Annotated in this window: 19 protein-coding genes and 2 pseudogenes; 8 read left to right on the forward strand and 13 right to left on the reverse strand. The window is 72.4% G+C overall.

Features of this window, described 5'->3' with window-relative positions; genetic code table 11:
* Nucleotides 1-188: 188 nt before the first annotated feature.
* Together ACIQMU_RS28590 and ACIQMU_RS28595 are read right to left on the reverse strand one after the other, a co-directional pair.
* Nucleotides 189-1829 carry a cation acetate symporter gene (locus ACIQMU_RS28590; protein ID WP_352243081.1) on the reverse strand — a complete coding sequence of 547 codons (1641 nt, stop codon included), beginning with the start codon at nt 1827-1829 and terminating at the stop codon, nt 189-191.
* Nucleotides 1826-2191, reverse strand: a complete 366-nt coding sequence (locus tag ACIQMU_RS28595; RefSeq protein WP_352243082.1) for a DUF485 domain-containing protein — start codon at nt 2189-2191, stop codon at nt 1826-1828. The genes ACIQMU_RS28590 and ACIQMU_RS28595 overlap by 4 nt, the downstream gene beginning before the upstream one ends.
* A 336-nt stretch (nt 2192-2527) precedes the next feature.
* On the opposite strand from ACIQMU_RS28595, the gene ACIQMU_RS28600 reads away from it, so the two are divergent.
* Nucleotides 2528-4066, forward strand: coding sequence for a S8 family peptidase (locus ACIQMU_RS28600; protein WP_402690004.1), 1539 nt, complete (start codon nt 2528-2530; stop codon nt 4064-4066).
* A gap of 100 nt (nt 4067-4166) precedes the next feature.
* Here ACIQMU_RS28600 and ACIQMU_RS28605 read toward each other — a convergent pair whose 3' ends face one another.
* From ACIQMU_RS28605 to ACIQMU_RS28615, 3 genes are read right to left on the reverse strand one after another with little or no spacing between them, the layout of a single operon-like run.
* On the reverse strand, nt 4167-5225 hold the full coding sequence (locus ACIQMU_RS28605) for a zinc-dependent alcohol dehydrogenase family protein (RefSeq protein ID WP_352243084.1): 1059 nt from the start codon (nt 5223-5225) through the stop codon (nt 4167-4169).
* A gap of 22 nt (nt 5226-5247) precedes the next feature.
* Entirely contained in the window at nt 5248-5964 is a 717-nt protein-coding gene (locus ACIQMU_RS28610; RefSeq protein WP_402690005.1) for a lysoplasmalogenase, read from the reverse strand.
* The gene (locus ACIQMU_RS28615; protein WP_402690006.1) at nt 5961-6929 is read right to left on the reverse strand and encodes a sterol desaturase family protein; all 969 of its coding nucleotides are present in this window, start codon (nt 6927-6929) and stop codon (nt 5961-5963) included. Before ACIQMU_RS28615 ends, ACIQMU_RS28610 begins: the two co-directional genes overlap by 4 nt.
* Nucleotides 6930-7076: 147 nt before the next feature.
* On the opposite strand from ACIQMU_RS28615, the pseudogene ACIQMU_RS28620 reads away from it, so the two are divergent.
* From ACIQMU_RS28620 to ACIQMU_RS28645, 6 genes and pseudogenes are all read left to right on the forward strand, one after another.
* A pseudogene (locus ACIQMU_RS28620) lies at nt 7077-7280 on the forward strand (hypothetical protein); the annotation flags it as partial.
* Nucleotides 7281-7563: 283 nt separating this feature from the next.
* Nucleotides 7564-8586, forward strand: coding sequence for a DEDDh family exonuclease (locus tag ACIQMU_RS28625; RefSeq protein WP_352243087.1), 1023 nt, complete (start codon nt 7564-7566; stop codon nt 8584-8586).
* A gap of 64 nt (nt 8587-8650) precedes the next feature.
* Nucleotides 8651-8884 (forward strand): hypothetical protein, encoded by a 234-nt coding sequence (locus ACIQMU_RS28630; RefSeq protein ID WP_097892750.1) that lies wholly within the window; start codon nt 8651-8653, stop codon nt 8882-8884.
* 79 nt (nt 8885-8963) lie between these two features.
* Nucleotides 8964-9767 carry an SURF1 family protein gene (locus ACIQMU_RS28635; protein ID WP_352243088.1) on the forward strand — a complete coding sequence of 268 codons (804 nt, stop codon included), beginning with the start codon at nt 8964-8966 and terminating at the stop codon, nt 9765-9767.
* A gap of 70 nt (nt 9768-9837) precedes the next feature.
* Nucleotides 9838-11631: a glycoside hydrolase family 15 protein gene (locus ACIQMU_RS28640; RefSeq protein ID WP_352243089.1), complete on the forward strand. Its 1794-nt coding sequence runs from the start codon at nt 9838-9840 to the stop codon at nt 11629-11631.
* Between the two features lie 4 nt (nt 11632-11635).
* Entirely contained in the window at nt 11636-12391 is a 756-nt protein-coding gene (locus ACIQMU_RS28645) for an SDR family oxidoreductase (protein ID WP_352243090.1), read from the forward strand.
* Nucleotides 12392-12553: 162 nt separating this feature from the next.
* On the opposite strand, the gene amaP is transcribed toward ACIQMU_RS28645, so the two are convergent.
* The 5 genes from amaP to ACIQMU_RS28670 are packed head-to-tail and all read right to left on the reverse strand — an operon-like array spanning nt 12554 to nt 14879.
* Nucleotides 12554-13132 carry an alkaline shock response membrane anchor protein AmaP gene (gene amaP, locus ACIQMU_RS28650; RefSeq protein ID WP_402690026.1) on the reverse strand — a complete coding sequence of 193 codons (579 nt, stop codon included), beginning with the start codon at nt 13130-13132 and terminating at the stop codon, nt 12554-12556.
* A 5-nt stretch (nt 13133-13137) separates the two neighbouring features.
* Entirely contained in the window at nt 13138-13821 is a 684-nt protein-coding gene (locus tag ACIQMU_RS28655; RefSeq protein WP_352243092.1) for a DUF6286 domain-containing protein, read from the reverse strand.
* Entirely contained in the window at nt 13818-14171 is a 354-nt protein-coding gene (locus ACIQMU_RS28660; RefSeq protein WP_352243093.1) for a hypothetical protein, read from the reverse strand. The genes ACIQMU_RS28655 and ACIQMU_RS28660 overlap by 4 nt, the downstream gene beginning before the upstream one ends.
* Nucleotides 14168-14359 (reverse strand): hypothetical protein, encoded by a 192-nt coding sequence (locus ACIQMU_RS28665; RefSeq protein WP_336673044.1) that lies wholly within the window; start codon nt 14357-14359, stop codon nt 14168-14170. The genes ACIQMU_RS28660 and ACIQMU_RS28665 overlap by 4 nt, the downstream gene beginning before the upstream one ends.
* A 43-nt stretch (nt 14360-14402) precedes the next feature.
* Nucleotides 14403-14879 (reverse strand): Asp23/Gls24 family envelope stress response protein, encoded by a 477-nt coding sequence (locus ACIQMU_RS28670; RefSeq protein WP_352243094.1) that lies wholly within the window; start codon nt 14877-14879, stop codon nt 14403-14405.
* A gap of 95 nt (nt 14880-14974) precedes the next feature.
* On the opposite strand from ACIQMU_RS28670, the pseudogene ACIQMU_RS28675 reads away from it, so the two are divergent.
* Nucleotides 14975-15742, forward strand: a pseudogene (locus ACIQMU_RS28675) (hypothetical protein); the annotation flags it as partial.
* 152 nt (nt 15743-15894) lie between these two features.
* Here the strand turns inward: ACIQMU_RS28675 and ACIQMU_RS28680 are convergent.
* The 3 genes from ACIQMU_RS28680 to ACIQMU_RS28690 all read right to left on the reverse strand — a co-directional run bounded on the left by ACIQMU_RS28680 (nt 15895) and on the right by ACIQMU_RS28690 (nt 18962).
* Nucleotides 15895-16686: an enoyl-CoA hydratase/isomerase family protein gene (locus ACIQMU_RS28680; protein ID WP_352243096.1), complete on the reverse strand. Its 792-nt coding sequence runs from the start codon at nt 16684-16686 to the stop codon at nt 15895-15897.
* A gap of 135 nt (nt 16687-16821) precedes the next feature.
* The gene (locus tag ACIQMU_RS28685) at nt 16822-17043 is read right to left on the reverse strand and encodes a helix-turn-helix domain-containing protein (protein ID WP_006123601.1); all 222 of its coding nucleotides are present in this window, start codon (nt 17041-17043) and stop codon (nt 16822-16824) included.
* A gap of 320 nt (nt 17044-17363) precedes the next feature.
* Nucleotides 17364-18962 carry an ABC-F family ATP-binding cassette domain-containing protein gene (locus tag ACIQMU_RS28690; protein ID WP_228926714.1) on the reverse strand — a complete coding sequence of 533 codons (1599 nt, stop codon included), beginning with the start codon at nt 18960-18962 and terminating at the stop codon, nt 17364-17366.
* Between the last annotated feature and the right edge of the window lie 226 nt (nt 18963-19188).

Below are 19188 nucleotides of genomic sequence, written 5' to 3' on the forward strand. Positions count from 1 at the left end.
CCCGCGCCGGGGGGGCGCCCGGTGGGGGGGGGGGCGCGGGGGGCCGGGGGGGGGGGGGGGGGGGCGGGGGGCGGGGGGGGGGGGGGGGCGCGGGGGGGGCCCCCCCCCCGCCGCCCCCCGGCCGCGGGTGGTGGGCGATGAGCCGAAGCGGCCCGTCGGTGCGGGGCGAAGGGCCTGCCCCGGCGTGCTCAGTGGGCTCCGACGCCGGTGAGGGACTTGACCTCCAGCTCGGCGTACTTGTCCGTGTCGGGCTTCTCCTTGGAGATCAGCGAGCCGACCCAGCCGAGCAGGAAGCCCAGCGGGATCGAGATCAGGCCGGGGTTCTCCAGCGGGAACCAGGCGAAGTCGACGCCCGGGAACATCGAGCTCGGCTTGGAGGAGACGACCGGCGAGAACAGCACCAGCAGGACGGAGGAGGCGAGACCTCCGTAGATGGACCAGAGGGCGCCCTGGGTGGTGAAGCGCTTCCAGAAGAGGCTGTAGAGGATGGTCGGCAGATTGGCGGAGGCCGCGACCGCGAAGGCCAGGGCGACGAGCCCGGCGACGTTCAGGTCGCGGGCCAGTGCGCCGAGGCCGATGGAGACGACCCCGATGGCGACGGTGGCCCACCGTGCGGCGCGGACCTCCTCCTTCTCCGTGGCCCGGCCCTTGCGGATCACGTTGGCGTAGATGTCGTGCGCGAAGGACGAGGAGGAGGCGAGGGTGAGTCCGGCGACCACGGCCAGGATGGTGGCGAAGGCGACGGCGGAGATCACCGCGAGGAGGATGGCGCCGCCGGTGGACCCGGAGCCGCCGCCGATCTCCAGTGCGGCCAGTGGCGCGGCGGTGTTGCCCGCCTTGTTGGAGGCGATGATGTCGCCGGGCTTGAGGATCGCGGCGGCGCCGAAGCCGAGCACGATCGTCATCAGGTAGAAGGCGCCGATGATGCCGATCGCCCAGTTCACGGACTTACGGGCGGCCTTGGCCGTGGGCACGGTGTAGAAGCGGATCAGGATGTGCGGCAGACCCGCGGTGCCGAGGACCAGGGCGATGCCCAGGGAGATGAAGTCCAGCTTCGAGATGCTGTCGGCGCCGTACTTGAGGCCGGGCTCCAGGAAGGCCGCTCCCTTGCCGCTGTTGCTGGCGGCGGTGCCGAGCAGGTCGGAGATGTTGAAGTTGAACTTCAGCAGGATCAGGAAGGTGATGAGCAGGGTTCCCGCGATGAGCAGGACGGCCTTGACCATCTGCACCCAGGTGGTGCCCTTCATGCCGCCGATGGTGACGTAGAGGATCATGAGCACGCCGACCAGGGCGACGATGAGGACCTTCCCGGCGTCGCTGGTGATGCCGAGCAGCAGCGAGACGAGGACACCGGCTCCGGCCATCTGGGCCAGCAGGTAGAAGATCGAGACGACGATCGTGGACGTGCCGGCGGCGGTGCGGACGGGGCGCTGGCGCATCCGGTAGGCGAGGACGTCGCCCATCGTGTAGCGGCCGGAGTTGCGCAGCGGTTCGGCGACCAGGAGCAGGGCGACGAGCCAGGCGACGAGGAAGCCGATGGAGTACAGGAAGCCGTCGTACCCGAAGAGCGCGATGGCTCCGGCGATGCCCAGGAAGGACGCGGCGGACATGTAGTCGCCGGAGACGGCGAGTCCGTTCTGGAATCCGGTGAACTGGCGTCCGCCAGCGTAGAAGTCGGCGGCGCTCTTGGTCTGGCGGCCCGCCCACACGGTGATGAAGAGAGTGGCCACGACGAACGCGCCGAACAGCGTGATGATCAGCGGCCGGTGCTCGCTCGCCCCCTCGGCGGCGAGCTGGACGGTGGGGTAGAGGGTGTGGGCGGCGCTCATACGTCGGCCTCCATACGGGACTTGATCGCGTCGGCCTTGGGGTCGAGCTTGGTGGCGGCGTGCCGGGAGTAGAGCCAGGCGATGAGGAAGGTGGTGACGAACTGGGCGAGCCCGAGGACGAGCGCCATGTTGATGTTGCCGATGACCTGGGTGGCCATGAATCCGCCCGCGTAGTTGCAGAGCAGCACGTAGAGCAGGTACCAGGTGACGAAGGCGATGGTCAGGGGGAAGGCGAAGGAGCGGTGCGAGCGGCGCAGGTCGGCGAAGTCCGGGCTCGCCTGCATCGCGACGAACGCCTCGGTGGTGGGCTGGACGGGTCCGGCGGGCGAACCGCCTTCGGGCGGCGGTGCATCGGTAGCCACGGAATCTCCTCGCGACGCGGGTGCGGTGGTCTGGGGAACGGCGGGTGTCAAGGGAGGACCTCGTTACCGGTGGGGACGGTCATGTGTCTCCTGGACAACGGCACGGAGGGCGCGACGAAGCGGTTCACCGCGTCTTTCGCCTTCTCGGAGGTGTCGCGGTGCGTCCGGTTGCCGGGACGCGCCCCCTGTTCACCCGCGGCAGCGTCGATCACTCTTCGAACTCACTCGCGCGCAAGCGTTGATACGCCGGGATGATCAGCGATAGCTTCACTCGTCATGTACGCGACCGAACACATCTTGTGTCCGGTCGTTCGGCACGGATGATGTGGAGAACCCATGGCTTATCTGGCATCGAGACGGACCCGCGCACTCGCGGTGCCCGTCGGACTCGCGCTGACCGCCTCGCTCGGCTTCCTGCCGGCGGCGACGGCCACAGCGGCGCCCACCGGCGAGCAGGCCACCGCGAGCGTGCGGACCGACGGGCCTAAGCTCTCCTACGTGGTCAACACACGGGGCGGCCACGGCACCGTCAAGCAGGTCAAGAAGGCGATCTCCCGGGCCGGCGGCACCGTCGTCATCGCCTATGAGCAGATCGGCGTCATCGTCGTCCACTCGCAGAACCCCGCCTTCGGCGAAACGATCCGTCGGGTGCGCGGCGTGGAATCGGCGGGCGCCACCCGCACCAACCCGATCGTGCCCCAGGCCACCAAGGACGTCGGCGCGATAGCGCAGCCGCTCACCCCCGAGCAGGCGGCGGCCGCCGCCGCGGAGGCGAAGGCCGGCGAGGACCCGCTGGAGCCCCTCCAGTGGTCGCTGCCCGCGATCAAGGCGGACCGGGCGCACGAGAAGTCGCTGGGCTCGAAGCGGGTGACCGTCGCCGTCATCGACACGGGCGTCGACGACACCCACCCCGACCTGGCGCCGAACTTCGACAGCCGCGCATCGGCCGACTGCGTATCGGGCGCCCCGGACACCACCGCCGGCTCGTGGCGCCCGGCGGCGGGCGAGAGCGACCACGGCACGCATGTGGCGGGCACCATCGCCGCCGCCAAGAACGGGGCCGGGGTCACCGGCGTCGCCCCGGGCGTGAAGGTGTCGGGCATCAAGGTGTCGAACCCGGACGGGTTCTTCTACACCGAGGCCGTGGTCTGCGGGTTCATCTGGGCCGCCGAACGCGGCGTCGAGGTGACCAACAACAGCTATTACACCGACCCGTGGCTGTTCAACTGCAAGAACGACGCGGACCAGGGCGCCCTGGTCGACGCCCTCACACGCGCCGTGAAGTACGCGGAGCGCAGGGGCACGGTCAACGTCGCGGCGGCCGGGAACTCCCGCCACGACCTGGCGCTCGACGCGATCGAGGACAAGACCAGCCCGAACGACACCGAGGCGGTCACGCGGACGGTCGACCCGAGCGCCTGTCCGGACATCCCCACCATGCTGCCGGGTGTCGTGACGGTCTCCGCGACGGGTGCGAAGGGCCTGAAGTCCTCGTACTCGAACTACGGCAAGGGCGTCATCGACGTAGCGGCCCCGGGCGGCGACTCGACGGTCTACCAGACCCCCGAGCCGCCGGCGGTCAACGGACTGATCCTGTCGACGCTGCCGGGCGGCAAGTTCGGCTACAAGGCCGGTACGTCGATGGCGTCCCCGCATGTCGCGGGCGTCGTGGCGCTGATCAAGTCCAAGCACCCCTACGCCTCACCGGCCGCGGTGAAGGCGCTGCTGACGCTCCAGGCGGACGCGAAGGCGTGCGGTGAGCCGTACGACATCAACGGTGACGGGGTCATCGACGCGGTCTGCGAGGGCGGCAGGAGCTACAACGGCTTCTACGGGGCCGGAGTGGTGGACGCGCTCGACGCGGTGCGCTGGTAGCGCGACGACCGGCAGCACGGCGCCGGACAGCACGGCGCAGCGGAGGCCGCGGGGCCGGGGGATCGCTTCTCTCCGGCCTCGCGGCCCGTTCCCCGCACGGTCACGGCGTGATGAGCACCTTCAGCGCGGTCCGCTCGTCCATCTCCTTGTAGCCGACGGGCACTTCGTCCAGCCCGATGGACCGGTCGAAGACGGGCGAGGGGTCGATCGTGCCGTCCAGCACGTCGGGGAGCAGCTCCGGTATGTACGCGCGTACGGGGGCGACGCCGCCGCGCAGGGCGATGTTCCGGCCGAACATCTCACCGAGGTCCACGCCGGTGGCGCTGCCGTGCGGGACGCCGACGTAGCCGATGGAGCCGCCGTCGCGGACGATCCCGAGGGCGGTGCGCATCGACTGCTCGGTGCCGACGGCCTCGATGACGCTGTGCGCGCCCTCGCCCCGGGTCAGCTCGCGGACCGCGGCGAGGGCGGCCTCGCCGCGTTCGGCGACCACGTCGGTGGCGCCGAAGCGGCGGGCGATGTCGGTGCGCGCGGGGTGGCGGCCGAGGGCGATGACGCGCTCGGCGCCGAGGCGCTTGGCGGCGAGCACCCCGCACAGGCCGACGGCGCCGTCACCGACGACCGCGACGGTGCTGCCCGGCCCGACGCCCGCTCCGACGGCGGCGTGGTGGCCGGTGCCGAGGACGTCGGAGAGCGTCAGCAGGGCGGTGAGCAGGCGGTCGTCGGAGGCGGCGGCGGCCGGGAGCTTGACCAGGGTGCCGTCGGCGTGGGGGACGCGGACGGCCTCGCCCTGGCCGCCGTCCGACAGTGCGCCGTCCGGGCCGGCCGAGCCCCAGAAGCCGCCCTCGGGGCAGGAAGTGGTGAGACCCTCGGCGCAGTAGGTGCAGGTGCCGTCGGACCAGACGAACGGGGCGACGGCCAGATCGCCGACGGCGAAGCCGTTGACCCCGGGCCCCGCCTCCTCGACGACGCCGAGGAACTCGTGGCCGATGCGCTGACCGGGCCGCCGGGCGGACGCGCCGCGGTAGGCCCACAGGTCGCTGCCGCAGACGCAGGCCCGCAGAACCCTCAGCACCACGTCGGTGGGCCGCTGGATCCTCGGGTCCGGCACCTCCTCCACCCGGATGTCGTGGGGGGCGTGGATGACGGTGGCGCGCATACGTTCGGGGTCCTTGCCGGTCTCAGCTGCTGGTACCCCGCTCACGGTACGCCCCGGTTCGCCCCATTCCCCGGGCCGCCCCCGGTGCGAGCACCCCGAGGGTCAGCAGAGCCTGCGCGGCGATGTAGGTGAGCATCACCCAGAAGTCCGGGGCGGGCGCCTGCGGCCACTGGGCGATACCGGTGGCGATCAGGGCGTCGGAGATCAGGAAGAGCGCCCCGCCGGCCGCCGCGTACGGCCCGAGCGCGCCCGCCCGCCAGGCCATGGCGGTGAGCAGCAGGCTGTAGCCGGTCAGCGGGATACGCAGGTCCGCCGGGAGGTCCGGCCAGATCAGCACGAGGAAGACGAGGAGCACGAGGACGTATCCGGCCCCCGTGGCCAGCGGCGCGCGGGCCCGGTCGCGGCCGAACAGCGTCAGGTAGCAGACATGGCCGACGGCGAAGGAGCCCATGCCGACGAGGAAGGCGAGGTCGTTGTCGGCGAGCAGGAGGACATCGCCGCCCCACCCGGCCAGCAGGGCCGCGACGAGCAGCCGGGGTCCGCCGCGCAGGGCCGCGTACCCGGCGAGCAGCGGCATCAGCAGCGGCTTGGCGAGGAGGTGGACGGTCTCGGCCCCGGCGAGGAGTCCGGCCAGGTCGACGGCCGCGGTGAGGAGGAAGGCGAGGAGCACGGGGCGGGCGAAGCGCTCGGCGGGTCCGCGCTGTCCGGTGCCGCCGGGGCGGGACGCGGTGGCGGTCACGGGGTGGGTTCCGGGGCGGAGGCGGGCACGGGGGCCGCGGAGGCGGGCACGGGGGCCGCGGAGGCGGGCACGGGGGCCGCGGAGGCGGGCGCGGGCACGGGCGCCGGCGCGGCCAGGGGGGCCGCGGCCTTCGGCGCCGGCTGCCAGCCCGGCCCCCGGAAGACCCGTCCGGCGCGCTCGCCCCAGGTGCCGGCGGCCCGGACGTCCCGGGCGATGGCGGCGTACTCGTGGGTCGCGACGCGCAGCGGGTTGTGGGTGGAGATGTTCTTGGTGAGCCCGTAGACGGGCCGCTCGGTCTCGGCGGCGAAGGACCCGAACATCCGGTCCCAGACGATCAGGATGCCGCCGAAGTTGCGGTCCAGGTAGCTGCCCTGCGAGGCGTGGTGGACCCGGTGGTGGGAGGGCGTGTTGAGGACGTACTCGAAGGGGCGCGGGAGCTTGCCGACGCGCTCGGTGTGCACCCAGAACTGGTAGACCAGGTTGGCCGACTGACAGAACGCGAGCGCCGCCGGGTGCACCCCGCAGGCGATCAGCGGCAGGTAGAAGGGCCAGACGGTCGCCGAAGTCCAGGGCTGGCGCAGCGCGGTGGTGAGGTTGAACTTCTGGCTGGAGTGGTGGACCACGTGGCAGGCCCACAGGATCCGGATCACGTGGTGGCCGCGGTGGGACCAGTAGTAGAAGAAGTCCTGGGCCAGGAGCATCAGCAGGACGGTCCACCACAGCACGGGCACCCGCAGCGGCGTCAGCTCGTAGACCCCCATGTAGACGGCCAGGACGGGGATCTTCCAGAGCAGGTCGAAGCCCAGGCTGCCGATGCCCATGGTGAGGCTGGTGGCGGCGTCCTTGGTCTCGTACCCGGCGGCGTCCTCGTCCGGGTGGAGGCGGTAGCTGACCATCTCGATCACGGTGAGCAGCACGAAGGCCGGTATTGACCACAGCACGACATCGGGCAGGTTCGGCTCCATGCGAGCACCGTAGGGCCGCCGGTCGGTGAGGGCTAGACGTTGTTACCCACAAGTATGTGAGACCTGGTGTCAGCTGCCTTTGGCACCTTCCGCCAATCGCGCGCGCCGCGAAGCCGGACCGGCCGGCCGGGGAGGCTCGCGGGCCGCGTGACCGCCGCCTTCGCCGAACTCCCCGAGCACGAGCGGCCGCCCGCGCTCACCTCCGAACAGGACACCTTCGCGGCGGCGGAGGAACCGGATGCCGGACGGCCGTCCGCCCGGGAGCTGGGCCCCGAGCGGCTGCGCGCGGAGCTGCCGGCCCCCGCCGCCGGACTCTCGGAGCGGGCCCCCGGGCTGTACGAGGACCTCCTCGGCCGCTGCGCGCATCCGGTGGAACAGCTCACCGCCCGCCCCTCGTTCGCGTCGGCTGCCGGTTCCGGGCAGGAGCACGCCGGCGCAGTGGCCGGCGCCGAACGCCGCGCGGCAGACGTTCGGCGGCGAGCCGGCGGACCGCGACCGGCGCGCCCCTTCGTCCGGCGCCCGCGCGCCTTCACGAACCTCGACGCACTGCCCGCCCCGGCGCACTCCCCTACCGCGTGGCCACGTCACCGCGGGCGGCCGAATAGGGGACTGTCAGTCATGGCCCGTATTCTCTGTGACCATGCTCGACGACCGCCAGACAGCCGCACCATGGCCGACCGCCTACCCCCAGGGGTACGCGGTCGTCGACGTGGAGACCACCGGACTCGCCCGCGACGACCGGATCGTGTCCGCCGCCGTCTACCGGCTGGACGCCGTGGGCGATGTCGAGGACCACTGGTACACGCTGGTCAACCCGGAGCGCGACCCCGGCCCCGTCTGGATCCACGGGCTGACGAGCGACGTCCTGGACGGCGCGCCGCTCTTCCCGGAGATCGCGGCCGCGCTCTCGGAGCGGCTCGCGGACCGGGTGCTCGTCGCGCACAACGCGGCGTTCGACTGGTCGATGCTCGCCCGGGAGTACGCACGGGCCTCGGTGGTCGCGCCGGTCGAGCACCGGCTGTGCACGATCGCGCTGGCCAAGGAGCTGCGGCTGCCACTGCCCAACCACAAGCTGGCGTCCCTCGCCGCGCACTTCGGGGTCGTGCAGCAGCAGGCCCACCACGCCCTGGACGACGCCCGGGTGCTGGCCGAGGCGTTCCGGCCGAGCCTGCACGCGGCGGCCCGGGACGGGGTGCGGCTGCCGTTGCTGGAGTGCCGCCCGCTGACCGAGTGGTCCGACTCCCCCGTCGCCCCGCGCGTCGGATACCAGCCCTCCCGGCAGCAGAACAGCTGGCGGCCCTCGCGCAAGCGGCCGGCCTGCCCGTATCCCAATCCGGGACGGTACGAGAAGGAGAAGCCGCTCCGGCAGGGGATGCGGGTGGCCTTCTCCGGGGACACCTCGATCGACCGGGAACTGCTGGAGGACCGGGCGGTGGAGGCCGGTCTGCACGTGGCGACCAGCGTGTCCCGGCTGACCAGTCTGCTGGTGACCAACGACCCGGACGCGGCCACCTCCAAGACACAGAAGGCGAGGACGTTCGGGACACCGATCCTGGAGGAGAGCGCCTTCACCCATCTGCTGCGCGATGTGGCCCCGGCCGAACCGGCGCCGGGGGCGACACTGCCGCACCAGGCCCCCGCACCGTCATCGGAGTGAACCGGACACGACTCGCCCGGCAGCCCCTCGCCCCGTGGCCGCCGGGCGTCCCACCCTGTGGCGCATGGCACGTTGTGAGGTTTGCGGAAACGACTACGGCATGTCCTTCGAGGTGCACGCGCAGGGCGCGGTGCACGTCTTCGACTGCTTCTCCTGCGCCATCCACCGCATGGCGCCGATCTGCGAGCACTGCCGGGTCCAGGTGATCGGGCAGGGCGTCGAGGCGGACGGGCACTGGTACTGCGGCGCCCACTGCGCCCGCGCCGAGGGAAAGGCGGGCATCGTGGACAAAGCGTGACCGAATGCCCCGTCGCACGGACCGCTCCGGCGACACCCCTGAGTGCCGCACCCCATGGCCCCGGTTGTACGGTCATGGGGTGTACCGCTTCCTGTTGACCCGGCAGTGGGTGATCCTCACCCTGCTCGGCCTCGTGCTGATCCCGACGATGATCGAGCTGGGTTTCTGGCAGTTCCACCGGCACGAGCACCGGGTCGCGCAGAACGCGCTCATCTCGCGGAACCTCGACGCACGCCCCGTCCCGGTCACCGACCTCACCTCGCCCGGGCACACCGTCCCACGATCGGACTACTGGCGGGCGGTCACCGCGACGGGAACGTTCGACACCGAGCACGAGGTGGTCGTCCGCCGCCGGACCTCGGACGACGACCGCATCGGCGTCCATGTCCTGACCCCGCTGGACCTCAAGGGCGGCGGCACCGTCCTGGTCAACCGGGGCTGGGTACCGGCCGCACCGAACCAGACCGCCTTCCCCGAGGTGCCGCCCGCGCCCCGCGGCGAAGTGACCGTCACCGGCCGCCTCAAGGCGGACGAGACGACCGGCAGCAGCGGCATCAAGGACCTGGCGGGACTGCCCGACCGGCAGGTGATGCTGATCAACAGCGACCAGCAGTCCCAGCTGCTGTCCCGGACGGTCCTCGGCGGCTACATCGAGCAGACCGCTCCCCGGCCGACGGGGGAGCTGCCCGAGCGGATCGCCTCTCCCGACGACAGCTCCATCGGCCCGCACATGGCCTACGCCGTCCAGTGGTGGCTGTTCGTCGCCGCGGTCCCGGTCGGCTGGGTGATTCTCGTACGCCGCGAGAAGCGCGACCGCGAGCAGGCCGCGGCCGGGAACGTGGCGGCCGTCGCCCCCGAGCAGCCCGAACCGGCGAGCGCCTGAGGTCTCTACGGCACACGGCTGATGGACGGCCGGCTGGTTGACAACGGCTCGGTCCGGGAAAACGCCAGGCGTGACCCCACGCATCGAGGACTACGCCCTGATCGGCGATCTCCAGACCGCCGCGCTCGTCGGCAGGAACGGTTCCGTCGACTGGCTCTGCCTGCCCCGCTTCGATTCCGGCGCCTGTTTCGCCGCCCTGCTCGGCACCGAGGAGAACGGCCACTGGCGCATCGCGCCCAAGGGCGCCAACCCTTCGGACACCTGTACCCGGCGCGGCTACGCGGGTGACTCCCTGGTCCTGGAGACGTACTGGGAGACGCGGACCGGCACGGTGAAGGTCATCGACTTCATGCCGCAGCGCGACACGTCGCCCGACCTGATGCGGATCGTCGAGGGCGTCAGCGGCACCGTCGACATGAGTTCGGTGCTGCGGCTGCGCTTCGACTTCGGTTCGGTGGTGCCCTGGGTGCGGCGTTCGCACGGCCACCGGGTGGCGGTCGCGGGCCCCGACTCCGTCTGGCTGCGCAGCGAACCCCCCGTCAAGACATGGGGCCAGCAGTTCAGCACCTGCTCCTCCTTCACCGTCACCGAGGGCGAGAGCGTGGCCTTCGTGCTGACCTGGCACCCCTCGCACGCGCGGCGCCCGAAGCTGATCGACCCGCGCGAGGCGCTGAAGCACACGCTGCACGACTGGGCGAAGTGGACCGACCGTTGCACCTACGAAGGTCCCTACCGCGACGCCGTGCTGCGGTCCCTGATCACCCTCAAGGCGCTGACGTACGCACCGACGGGCGGCATCGTGGCGGCCCCGACCACCTCCCTGCCGGAGGAGATCGGCGGCGTACGGAACTGGGACTACCGCTTCTGCTGGCTGCGGGATGCCACGCTGACCCTCGGGGCGCTGGTCTCGGCCGGCTATCTCAAGGAGGCGGAGGCGTGGCGGGACTGGCTGCTGCGGGCCGTCGCCGGGGACCCGGCGGACCTCCAGATCATGTACGGGCTGGCGGGCGAACGCCGGCTGCCCGAGACCGAGCTGCCCTGGCTCGCCGGGTACGAGCACTCCCGGCCGGTACGCACCGGCAACGCGGCCGTCCGCCAGCGTCAGCTCGATGTGTACGGCGAGGTCATCGACGCGCTCCGGCTGGCCCGCGTCGCCGGTCTCGACGACAAGCCGCACGCCTGGAACCTCCAGCTCAGCCTGCTCGGCTTCCTGGAGTCGACCTGGCGCGAGCCGGACGAGGGGCTGTGGGAGATCCGCGGCGCCCGGCGGCACTTCGTGCACTCCAAGGTGATGGCCTGGGTCGCGGCCGACCGGGCGGTGCGCTCGCTGGAGGAGAATCCCGAGCTGCCGGGCGACGCCGACCGCTGGCGCGCGATGCGGGACGCCGTGCACGCCGAGGTGTGCCGGAAGGGGTACGACCCCGAGCGGAACACCTTCACCCAGTCCTACGGGTCTCGTGAACTGGACGCCTCGACGCTGCTCATCGCGCGGACCGGGTTCCTGCCGCCGGACGATCCCCGGGTGATCGGCACGGTCGACGCGGTCCGCGACGAGCTGGGCGCCGACGGCCTGGTCCGGCGCTACAGCACCGAGGGCGCGTCCGTCGACGGGCTGCCGGGCGACGAGGGGGCCTTCATCGTCTGTTCGTTCTGGCTGGTCGACGCGTTGCAGCGGACCGGCAGACCGGACGAGGCCCGGGCCCTCTTCGACCGGCTGCTGGAGCTGCGCAACGACCTCGGGCTGCTGGCCGAGGAGTACGACCTGACGGCCGGGCGGCAGCTGGGCAACTTCCCCCAGGCGTTCAGCCATATCGGGCTGGTGAACGCCGCGGTCGACCTCGCCGGCGGGGACCCGGCAGGATAGGGCCATGGATCTGGGACTGAAGGACCGCGTCTACATCGTCACCGGAGCGACCCGGGGCCTCGGCAACGCCACCGCCCGTTCGCTGGCCGCCGACGGCGCGAAAGTGATCATCACCGGCCGGGACGAGAGGTCCGTCGCGGAGGCCGCCTCCGAGCTGGGCCCCGACGCGGTCGGACTCGCCGCCGACAACGCCGACCCGAGCGCCGCCCAGCGCCTGGTGGACACGGCGCGGGAGCGCTTCGGGCGGCTCGACGGCATCCTCGTCAGCGTCGGCGGGCCTGCCCCCGGCTTCCTCGCGGACAACTCGGACGACCAGTGGCAGACGGCGTTCGAGACGGTGTTCCTGGGGGCGGTGCGGCTCGCCCGTACGGCGGCGGCCGCGCTCGGCGAGGGCGGTGTGATCGGCTTCGTGCTCTCCGGATCGGTGCATGAGCCGATCGCGGGGCTGACCATCTCCAACGGGCTGCGCCCCGGTCTGGCCGGTTTCGCCAAGTCGCTGGCCGACGAGCTGGGCCCGCGCGGCATCCGGGTGGTGGGCGTGCTGCCCGCCCGGATCGACACGGACCGGGTCCGCGAACTGGACGCCCTGTCCGGCGACGCGGAGGCCGCCCGCACCGCGAACGAGGCGCGCATCCCGCTGCGGCGCTACGGGACGCCCGAGGAGTTCGGGAAGACCGCGGCCTTCCTGCTCTCCCCCGCCGCCTCGTATCTGACAGGGATCATGGTCCCCGTCGACGGCGGGTCACGGCACGGGTTCTGACCGGCCGCCCTCTTTCGCCGTGCGCGGCGGCGCTCCTCCGGTCACGGCTGAGGTCTCTTCGCCCGACACGGACCGACCGCCGCGTTCCCCGTGGCACGGGGAACGCGGCCGACGTCCTCGACCGTGCGCCGGCGGATCCGCCCTCCGTACGCCCACGGGCCGTCAGGACACCCGCTCCGCGCGGTGCTTGACGGCCTCCAGGCGCACCTCGGCGGGAAGTCGGTCCAGACCGGCCGAGTCGCGTGCGTGCGCCAGTGCCCCGTCGGCGACCGCGTTCAGCGTCTCCAGCGGGGCGGCGTGCGGCTCCATCCGCAGCCGGAGCCGGGCCCGGGGCGCCGTGCGGCGGCCGGTCAGCATCGCCCGGGCGTGGGCCACTCCGTCCAGTTCGCCCGCTTCCCCGGCGAGCACGCCCTCCAGGGCGCGGCCCCGAAGCTGAGCCCCTTCGCCGTCGCCGCTGTCCACCAGCACCTCGGCGAGCCGGCCGCGGCGGAGCTGAGCGAGGAACCACCACAGGGCGAGGACGACGAGGACGGCGAGGACCGCGATCACGGTCGGCCACCACCAGCCCTCGTCGCGCCAGCGGTGCCGGTCCGTCGCGCTGAGCAGCACATCGTTCTCGCCGTCCCAGGGCCACCAGGACGGTACGGACGCGCCGAGTCCGGCGGCGAGCACCGCGCCGCCGACGACGACCAGTACCAGGCCGGCCAACGCCAGCAGGACCCGGTTGACGGTGGAGCGCATGCGGCTCATCCCTTCTTCGCCGGTCGGTGCACCTGGACGGAGAGGGCCGGCGGATTCGCCAGGCCCAGTTCCCGGACGGCCGTCTCCAGCACGGCGTCCAGGTCGGTCCGCACGTCGTCGAGTTCCCGGAAGTGCGAGAGTGCGCGCACCTTCGCCTTCCTTCGTCCCATCCTGATCCGCACGGACTGCACACCGGGCACTTCCACGGCCCGGTCCCGCAGGACCAGCGCGGCGGCGGTGCGGTCGAGTGAGGCCCGGACGTCGGTGCGGTCGCGGCGCATCGGCAGCAGGTCGCGCAGCCCGGGGGTGAGGGCCAGCAGGATCAGCCACAGGCCGATCAGTGCCGCGACACCCGCCCCGATGAGCACGGCGACGTCGTCCAGGCGCCGCTCGGCCAGGCCGTCGGCGAGGGAGCGACGCCACTGCATGGCCGGATGGCCGGCCCGTACGGCGGCGATGTCGTAGAGCAGCAGCCCGGCCGCGCCCAGCAGCACAAGGGCCAGCAGGGCGGCCGGGACCCGGCGCGCGGACCAGAAACGGCCGGCCCTGCCGTCGCCCTGTGCCAGGGTGGGCACCGGTTCGCGGGCGCCGGCCGGCCCGTGGGCGACCGGCGTGGCCGCGTCGGTGCCGCTCTGTTCCACGGTGGGCATCCGCCGGGTGGAGCCGGTCGGTTCACCGGGTTCGGTCATCGGATCCTCCCCTGTGCGGCGGCGCCCGCTCCGGCAGGGTGCAGGCGTTCGACCTGCACGGCCACCTCGGGCACTTCCATGCCTGCGAGCGCCTTGACCCGCTGGACGACCCGGCGGCGTACGGCCCCGCACTGGCGGCCGATGTCGCCGGGGTAGCCGAGCTCCAGGCTGACCCGGACCCGGGCGGCGTCGCGGTGCACGGTGACCGTGGCACGCGGCGACGCCCCGGCCTCGGGCGGTTCGTCGACCGCCTCCTTCGCCGCCTGGGCGGCGATCTTGGCGACGACGCGGTCGGAGATCCGGGTCTCGCCCCGTTCGGCGGCGGCGACCCGGCCGGTCACCGCCGTCACCGTCGCCGGTCGCCGCGCTCGCGACTCCTGAAGAAGTCGCCGGGCTCCAGGTCGCCGTCGAGGAAGCGGCCGGCGATGAAGCCGATCGCGCCCAGCGCGGCCACCAGTACGAAGGCTCCGAACCCGCCGAAATATCCGGCGAACCCGAGCGCCATGCCGGCCAACAGGCCGACGACAGCCATGCTCATCGTGGTGTCTCCTCAAGTGCCGTGCGGTGGGGGTGCGGGAGGGTTACTGGAGACGCTGATCGTCGTTGTCGTCGTCATCGTCGTCCTCGTCGGGCAGCTTGACGTCGCTGACCGCGATGTTGACCTCGACGACTTCAAGACCCGTCATGCGCTCGACGGCCGCGATGACGTTCTCGCGTACGTCGCGCGCCACGTCGGAGATCGCCTCGCCGTATTCGACGACGATCTCCAGGTCGAGGGCCGTCTGCGACTCGCCGACCTCGGCCTTGACCCCGCGAGTGACGGATTTGCCGCCGCCGGGGACCCGGTCTCGGACGGCGCCGAACGTCCGAGAGAGGCCGCTGCCCATCGCGTGGACGCCGGCCACATCGCGCGCCGCCATCCCGGCGATCTTCTCGACGACGCCGTCGGCGATGGTCGTGCGGCCCCGGGCGCCCGGGTCACCGCCGCCGCGCTTGCTCAGCGGCGTCCTGTCACCGGACCCGCTGTCGGGGTTGTTGCGCTGGGAGGTCTCAGTCATCGCTGCTCTTCCCTTCGGGGCAGGGTTGGACTTCCTTTTGCCCACGTTAAGTGCGCTTGCGCCATCCCGCGCCGTGGATGCGGCAGGCTGGGGCGATGACAACGGCGCAGGGCCCGCGGAGGGCCGACGGATGGACCGCGGCGGTACGGCAGCGCCTCGGCCTGGGCAGGCTGCTGCCGCTGGGCGGCCCGGAGGACGGCGTGTGGATCGCGGAGACCGCCGCCGCCGCTGTGCTGCGCGGAGCGGCGGCCCGCCCCGGGACGGTGCTGGGGAAGCTGAGGATCGGCCCGGTGGAGGAAGCGGTGGCGGAAGCGGCAGAGGAAGCGGTGGCCGGAGAGGGCCGCGGCGCTTCGCGGGACCCGGCTGAACGGCCGCCCCAGGCTCCGCCGAGCGCACTGCCGCCGGGGCCGCTGAGGATCGACGCGGAGTTCTCGGCCGCCCCGGACCGGCCCCTGCCGGACGCCGCGGCAACCCTGCGGGCGGCGCTGCTCACGGCCGCCGCCGCCCGGCTGGGTCTGGAGATCGCCGAGGTGGACCTGACGGTGACGGCATTGCTGGAGGACGGTGCGTCCGATCAGGTGACGCCGTCCGCGCCGGCGTCGGCTCCGGCGGCCCCGGTCGCGGAACCGCAGGGCCCGGTGGCGGCGGCCGCCGCCGGGGTGCCGGGGGTCGTCGCGCTGACCCGGGTGCTGGGCGGTCCGGTGCATACCGGCCCGGAGCACGTACGGGTGGAGGTGGCGACGGCCGGGGACCATCGGGCGCTGGATGTCGCCCGGTCCGTGCGCACGGCGGTGGCGGCGGCCACCGACGCGCGGCTGCCGGTGTCGGTGCTGGTCACGGACGTGGTGCGGCCGGAAGCGGGGGGGGGGGGGGGGGGGGGGGGGGGGGCCCCGCCCCCCCCCCCCCCCGCTTCCCGAGCCCGGCCGGACTGGGGTGACGCTCCGGTCGTCTGTCACGGGGCGGCGATGGTGACGGTGAGTCCGCCGTCCTCGTCACGCCCGTGGCCGCGGGGGTGTCAGTCGGTGATGCCCGCCAGGTCGCGGAGCCGGCGGCCCTGGGCGGCCCGCTCGGCGGCGCGCTGCTCCTCGACGTCACGCGAGAGCGCGCCGGCGAGGAGGGCCTTCGTCTCGATGACGGCGTCGCGGGGGGCTCCCACCAGGGCTGCGGCGAGGTCGCGGGCCGCCGCGTCGAGGTCGCCGACGGGCACCACGAGGTTGGCGAGTCCTGTGCGCTCGGCCTCCTCGGCGTGCACGAACCGGCCGGTGGCGCAGATTTCGAGCGCGCGGGCATACCCCACGAGGTGCACCAGGGGGTGGGTGCCCGTGAGGTCGGGGACGAGACCGAGGCTGGTCTCGCGCATGGCGAACTGCACGTCCTCGGCGACGATCCGCAGATCGCAGGCGAGGGCGAGCTGGAAGCCGGCGCCGATGGCATGGCCCTGGACCGTCGCGATGGACACGAGGTCGTTGCGCCGCCACCAGGTGAACGCCTCCTGGTACTCGGCGATGATCGCGTCGAGCTCGGCCTCCGGGCCGCGCGCCATGTCGAGGAACGACGGCTCGCCGTCGAAGCCCTCGGGAGTGAAAGCCTGCCGGTCGAGGCCCGCGGAGAAGGACGCGCCCTCGCCGCGGAGCACCACGACCCGGACGGTGCCGGGCAGCGCCCGTCCGGCCTCGGTCAACGCCCGCCACAGAGCGGGAGACTGAGCGTTGCGCTTGGCCGGAAGGGTGAGCGTCACCGTGGCGACGGCGTCGTCGACGGTGAGCCGTACGCCGTCCTTGTCGAGCACAGTGTCGAGCGAGGTCATGGGGCTCCTCCGGAAGGGGTGCTGTCAGCACTCGAAATTAAGTGACTGAACAGTAACCACCCGGACGACCTCTCGGTCAGCCGGGTGGCCACCCCGAATTCCGTTGGGCCCTAATATGCCGGAGACCCGGGTCTCTCAGGCCGATGCGGCCTTCTTGCCCCGTGTCGCGCCGCCGCGTCCCCGCAGCGTCACTCCGGACTCACTGAGCATCCGGTGGACGAACCCGTAGGAGCGGCCGGTTTCCTCGGCCAGCGCCCGGATACTCGCACCGGAGTCGTACTTCTTCTTCAGGTCTGCCGCGAGCTTGTCACGCGCGGCGCCGGTTACCCGGCTGCCCTTCTTCAGAGTCTCGGCCACCCGTGCCTCCTCATGGGAAGTGCGCTCTGGACTCTCATGATCACCCCTCCCGCGCTTCCTGGCCACCCATTCGGCAAGGTCGGTGCGGGCGGTTTCCCGTACGAGAAGCGCGTCGACACGAACGGAATCCCTGATTCCAGAGCGCTCAGGACGCCGCATGGCCCCGGCCGGCCGGAGAACCGGCAGGTCAGGGCCGTACGGGGAGGCGCGGCCGGAAAAGGGGCGCGCCGCGGGTGAGCGCCGGGCGCACCACCGGAGTACGAGAGGTTCTCACGCAGATGAGGGATCACGCGTAGGCCGAATGATCCATCCCCGGTGGATCAGGCGAGGGCGACGAGGTCGCGGTAGTCCGCTCCCCAGAGGTCCTCGACACCGTCCGGGAGCAGGATGATCCGCTCCGGCTGGAGCGCCTCGACGGCGCCCTCGTCGTGGGTCACGAGGACGACGGCGCCCTTGTAGGTGCGCAGCGCGCCGAGGATCTCCTCGCGGCTGGCGGGGTCGAGGTTGTTCGTGGGCTCGTCGAGCAGGAGCACGTTGGCGGAGGAGACGACCAGGGTCGCGAGCGCGAGCCGGGTCTTCTCGCCGCCGGAGAGCACACCCGCGGGCTTGTCGACGTCGTCGCCGGAGAAGAGGAAGGAGCCGAGCGTCTTGCGGACCGCGACGAGGTCGAGGTCGGGGGCGGCGGAGCGCATGTTCTCCAGGACCGTGCGCTCCGGGTCGAGCGTCTCGTGCTCCTGGGCGTAGTACCCGAGCTTGAGGCCGTGGCCCTCGATGATCTCGCCGGTGTCGGGCTTCTCGGCACCGCCGAGCAGGCGCAGCAGCGTCGTCTTGCCGGCGCCGTTGAGGCCGAGGATGACGACGCGGGAGCCCTTGTCGATGGCGAGGTCGACGTCGGTGAAGATCTCCAGCGAGCCGTACGACTTGGACAGGCCCTCCGCCATCAGCGGGGTCTTGCCGCAGGGCGAGGGGTCGGGGAAGCGCAGTTTGGCGACCTTGTCGGAGACCCGCACGGCCTCCAGGCCCGAGAGCAGCCGGTCGGCGCGCTTGGCCATGTTCTGGGCGGCCACGGTCTTGGTGGCCTTGGCGCGCATCTTGTCGGCCTGGGCGTTGAGGGTCGCGGCCTTCTTCTCGGCGTTCTGGCGCTCGCGCTTGCGGCGCTTCTCGTCGGCCTCGCGCTGCTGCTGGTAGAGCTTCCAGCCCATGTTGTAGACGTCGATCTGGGCGCGGTTGGCGTCGAGGTAGAACACCTTGTTGACGACCGTCTCGACCAGGTCCACATCGTGGGAGATCACGATGAAGCCGCCGCGGTAGGACTTGAGGTAGTCGCGCAGCCAGACGATGGAGTCGGCGTCGAGGTGGTTGGTCGGCTCGTCCAGGAGCAGGGTGTCGGCGTCCGAGAAGAGGATCCGGGCCAGCTCCACGCGGCGGCGCTGACCGCCGGAGAGGGTGTGCAGCGGCTGGCCGAGGACCCGGTCGGGCAGGCTGAGCGCGGCGGCGATGGTGGCGGCCTCGGCCTCGGCGGCGTACCCGCCCTTGGTGAGGAACTCCGTCTCCAGGCGCTCGTACTTCTTCATCGCCTTCTCGCGGGTGGCGCCCTGCCCGTTCGCCATCCGGTCCTCGTTCTCGCGCATCTTGCGCAGGATCGTGTCGAGACCGCGGGCGGAGAGGATGCGGTCGCGGGCGAGGATGTCGAGGTCGCCGGTGCGCGGGTCCTGTGGGAGGTAGCCCACCTCCCCGGACTTGGTGATGGTGCCCCCGGCGGGGGTGCCCTCGCCGGCGAGGCACTTGGTGAGGGTGGTCTTGCCCGCTCCGTTGCGGCCGACGAGGCCGATGCGGTCGCCCTTGGCGATACGGAACGAGGCGGATTCGATGAGAATGCGGGCGCCGGCACGCAGCTCGATGCCGGAGGCGGTGATCACGGAAAAACTCCAGGGCAGTATGGACGGCGGAGGGACGAGGGCGGAGGTCTCTCGACGCCGCTAATGCACAAGGAGAAAGGCCATACGGCCCATTCTACTGGCGGTACGCAACTCCTTTTCCGCGTGCTGTACGGGACGGACCGCCCCATACCCGGCGCGACCCCCCGGGAGCCGCGGACGCGCGGCCCGGTCCGCGGCGGCACCGTTCGGCCGCCACCGGGTCCCG

It is taken from the genome of Streptomyces sp. NPDC091649, assembly GCF_044756785.1.
In the GTDB taxonomy this organism is placed as follows: domain Bacteria; phylum Actinomycetota; class Actinomycetes; order Streptomycetales; family Streptomycetaceae; genus Streptomyces.